General features: G+C 78.5%; 3 protein-coding genes. 1 reads left to right on the forward strand and 2 read right to left on the reverse strand.

Annotated features, from left to right (window positions below):
- A partial coding sequence (locus RKE29_RS28380) for an SbcC/MukB-like Walker B domain-containing protein (protein WP_312008556.1) occupies positions 1 to 718 on the forward strand: 718 nt, incomplete at its 5' end.
- A 227-nt stretch (positions 719 to 945) separates the two neighbouring features.
- On the opposite strand, the gene RKE29_RS28385 is transcribed toward RKE29_RS28380, so the two are convergent.
- On the reverse strand, positions 946 to 2,628 hold the full coding sequence (locus RKE29_RS28385; protein WP_312008557.1) for a DUF885 domain-containing protein: 1,683 nt from the start codon (positions 2,626 to 2,628) through the stop codon (positions 946 to 948).
- Between the two features lie 343 nt (positions 2,629 to 2,971).
- A partial coding sequence (locus RKE29_RS28390; protein ID WP_312008558.1) for a GNAT family N-acetyltransferase occupies positions 2,972 to 4,122 on the reverse strand: 1,151 nt, incomplete at its 5' end.

Consider the following 4,122-nt stretch of genomic DNA (forward strand, 5'->3'; position numbering starts at 1 on the left):
GGCCGCCGCCGACGCCGCCACCCGCGCGCTGCGCGAGGCGTCCGCGCGGGAGGCCGCCGCCCGCACCCGCTGCCAGGAGCTGGACCGGCTCTCCGCGCGGGCGGCCGAGGACGCGCGCGCCCTGGCGCCGCTGCGCCGCGACCACGACCGCGTCGCCCGCCTGGCCTCGCTGGCCGCGGGCACCTCCGCCGACAACGAGCGCCGGATGCGCCTGGAGTCGTACGTGCTGGCCGCCCGGCTGGAGCAGGTCGCCGCGGCCGCGAGCGTCCGGCTGCGGCGGCTGTCCGCCGGCCGCTACACGCTGGTGCACTCCGACGCGCGCACCGGCGGCCGCGGCCGCTCCGGCCTGGGCCTGCGCGTGATCGACTCCTGGACCGGCGCCGAGCGCGACACGGCCACCCTCTCGGGCGGCGAGACGTTCTTCGTGTCGCTGTCGCTGGCGCTGGGCCTGGCCGACGTGGTCACCGAGGAGGCGGGCGGCACCCGGCTCGACACGCTCTTCGTCGACGAGGGGTTCGGCAGCCTGGACGAGCAGACCCTGGACGAGGTGCTGGACGTCCTGGACTCGCTGCGCGAACGCGACCGCGCGGTCGGGATCGTCAGCCACGTACCGGACCTGCGGCGGCGCATCCCGGTCCAGTTGGAGGTGGCCAAGCGGCCCACCGGCTCGGCCGTGCGCCGCCGGCCCGCGGCGGCGCGGGCGGCCGCGGCGCGGTGACCGCCCGCCGCGGCCCGCACGGCCCCCGGCGCGCCGACGCGGCCCCAGAAAGCGGCGGANCGGCCGCGGCGCGGTGACCGCCCGCCGCGGCCCGCACGGCCCCCGGCGCGCCGACGCGGCCCCAGAAAGCGGCGGAACGGCCCCGGAAAGCGTTGCCGCGGCCCCGGGAGGCACCGGCGCGGCCCCGGGAAGCGGCGGCGCACGGCGGCTCCCCGGGGCGGCGGCCGTCAGAGCGCGGACAGTTCGGCCTCCAGGTCGTCGAGCCCCAGCGATCCCAGCGACAGCGCCGCCATGTGCCACGCCTTCGGGTCGAAGCCGGCCCCGCGCGCCGCGCGGGCCGCCTCCCGCCCGGCCAGCCACGCGCGTTCGCCCAGCTTGTAGCCGATGGCCTGGCCCGGCATGCCCAGGTAGCGCACCAGCTCGCTCTCGACGAACTCGGCCGGCCGCCCGCTGTGCGCGGCGAAGAACTCCCGCGCCAGCCGCGGCGTCCACCGCTCTCCCGGGTGGAAGGGGGAGTCCGCGGGGATCTCCAGCTCCAGGTGCATGCCGATGTCGATGATCACGCGCACCGCGCGCATCATCTGCCCGTCCAGGTAGCCCAGCCGCCGCTGCGGGTCGCCGAGGTAGCCCAGCTCGTCCATCAGCCGCTCCGCGTACAGCGCCCAGCCCTCGGCGTTGGCGCTGACCATGCCGACCGTCGCCTGGTAGCGGGAGAGCCGGTCGGCGACGTACGCCCACTGGGCGAGCTGGAGGTGGTGGCCCGGCACGCCCTCGTGGTACCAGGTGGAGACCAGGTCGTACACGGGGAAGCGGGTCCGGCCCATGGTCGGCAGCCAGGTGCGGCCGGGCCGCGAGAAGTCCTCGGAGGGGCCCGTGTAGTACGGCGCGGCGGCCCCGCCGGGCGGCGCGATCATCGACTCGACGCGCCGGACCGGCCCGGCCAGCTCGAAGTGCGTGCCGTCCAGCGTCTCGATGGTGTCGTCCATGAGTCGCTGCAACCACGCGCGGGTCTCCTCCACCCCCTCGATCGCCTCGCCGTGCGTGTCGAGGTGCCGCAGCGCCTCCCACGGGGTGGCGCCCGGCAGGATCTTCGCCGCCTGGGCCCGCATCTCCTCGGCGATGCGGTGGTATTCGGCCCACCCGTACGCGTACGCCTCCGCCACGTCCAGGTCGGTGCCGTTCCACAGCCGCGCCCAGCGCAGGTAGCGCTCGCGCCCGACGATGTCCGGCGCGCCCGCCACCCGCGGCGCGTACTCGTCGCGCAGCCAGTCGCGCAGGGCCGCCAGCGCCCCGGTCGCCGCGCCGGCCGCCGCGTCCAGCTCGCCGCGCAGTTCCTCGGGGCCGGGGGCGGCGAGGCCGGCGAACCAGCCGCCGTCGGTGCCGACCCACTCGTCCAGCTGCCCGACGACGGTGGCCACCTGGCGGGGCCCGGCCGGCAGGTCCCGCTTCAGGCCCTCGGCGAGCGAGGCCCGGTAGCCCGCCAGCGCGTCCGGCACGGCCCGCAGACGGGCCGCCAGGGCCGCCCAGTCGTCCGGGGTGGCGGTGGGCGTCAGGGTGAAGGCGGCGCGCACCTCGTGCACCGGGGAGGAGAGGTTGCCGACGGCGCGCAGCGGCTCGTCCGCCTCCTGCACGGCCAGCTGGGCGGTCAGCCGCTCGCGCAGCAGGCGCGCGCAGCGCCGCTCGGCGTCGCCGTCCGCGCCGGGCCGCCCCTCGGCCGCGGCGAGCTGCTCCAGCGTGCGGCGGGCGAGGCCGGCCAGCGCCTCCTGGCCCTCCGGGGAGAGGTCCGGCAGCCTGCGGAAGCTGCCGGGGTCGCCGAGGAAGGTGCCGGTGACCGGGTCGAGTTCGACGAGGGCGTCGACGTGGGCGTCGGCGACCTGGCGGGGCAGCGGGGCCTGGTGTGTGTCGGACATGCGGCCATCCTCGTACGAGGACGTGCGCCGCGCTACGGCCGCCTGGCGCGGTGGCCGGGAAGGTCTGCCGGGGGCACGCGGCGTGGCGGTGCGGTGCGTCGCACGGCCGCCGGACCGGCCTCGTGGCGGACCTGCCCGGACGGTCCGGCGACGCCGCGCGGGGGTGCCTTCCGGCGGGCCGGGCGCCGCGGTTGCAGCACCAGCGGCGGGAGCGCCGCGGGCACCCGGCGGCAGAACGCCGCCGGGCCCGGCCCGGCGCCCGTCCCGCCGCGCCCCGCTACGGGGACGGGCACGGCGGGACGCGGGCGACCGGGCCGGCGGCGCGCGGCGGACGGAACGGCGGCTACGGGGCCGGGAACAGCGGGGCCGCGGCCCGGGAGCGGGCGAGGCGGGCGGTGATCACCAGGGTGCCCTCCTCGATCTGGTAGTCCAGCGGCAGGTCCAGGGCGCGCATGGACGCGACCATCCCGGTGTTGGCCGCCTGGGTGACCGCGTAGACGCTGTCGCAGCCCGCCTCGCGGGCCATCGCCACCAGGCGCCGCAGCAGCCTGCCGCCGACGCCGCGCCGCTGCCACGCGTCCTCCACCAGCAGCGCCACCTCGGTCTCGTCCCCGTCCCACAGCAGGTGGCCCAGGGCGACCAGCCGCCCGCTGGTGGTGTACGCCGCCAGGGTGCGGCCGAAGCGCGGGCTCAGCAGGTGGTTGAGGTAGCGGTCGGCGTCGGCGACCGGCCCGTGGTAGCGCAGCGCGAGCGTGTCCGACGAGCAGCGCTCGTGCATGGCGCGGGCGGCGGCCAGGTCGCCGGTGTCGGCGCGGCGCACGGTGATCTCCGTGCCCTCCGGCAGCGTCAGCACGTCGCGGCGGTGCGGCACGCGCGGGCCGAGCCGGGCGTCCAGCTCGACCAGGGCCCGGGCCCGGGCGAACTCCGCCGGGGTGAACGGCAGGTAGGGCCGCTCTATGGTGATCGCCCCGCCCGACGGGTCGCGCAGGCGCATCACCGTCTCCTCCAGGGCGCCCTCCACCGGCGGTATCTGGGCCAGCGGCTGCCCGCCGAGGGACTTGGCCGGGAGCGAGTGGATGGTGCACCGGCCGAGCAGCTGCCGCAGCGCGAGCGGCAGTTCGGCGGCGTCCAGCGCGGTGCGGGTGGCCAGGGTCAGCACGCGGGTCGGCGCGTCCACCAGGTCGTGGGTGTCGGCCCGCTCCACCCAGGTGTGGGTGCCGCCGCCGTCCGCGACGGCGTACCGCAGGTCCTCGGCGGACAGCCCGGCCGGGGCGCGCAGCAGGAACTCGTCCACGGTGCCCTCAGCCAGCGGGTGCGTCTGGAGGGTCAGGATGTCGACCCGGCGCCCGGCGAGCGCTCCGCACAGCGCGGCGAGGGTGCCCGGCTCGTCCCGTACGGTCGTGCGCATGCGCCACAGGGCCGCGGCCTCGCGGCCGGCCGCGCCGTCCGGCCCGGCGCCGTCCGGGGCGGCCTCGGCGGCGGCGTGCCGCGAGG

Origin of the sequence: Streptomyces sp. B1866 (assembly GCF_031932565.1) — a bacterium.
GTDB lineage: Bacteria > Actinomycetota > Actinomycetes > Streptomycetales > Streptomycetaceae > Streptomyces.

Excerpts from the sequence above, each read along its gene's own strand:
- RKE29_RS28385 (WP_312008557.1), bottom strand. The coding sequence starts at position 2,628 with ATGTCCGACACACACCAGGCCCCGCTGCCCCGCCAGGTCGCCGACGCC.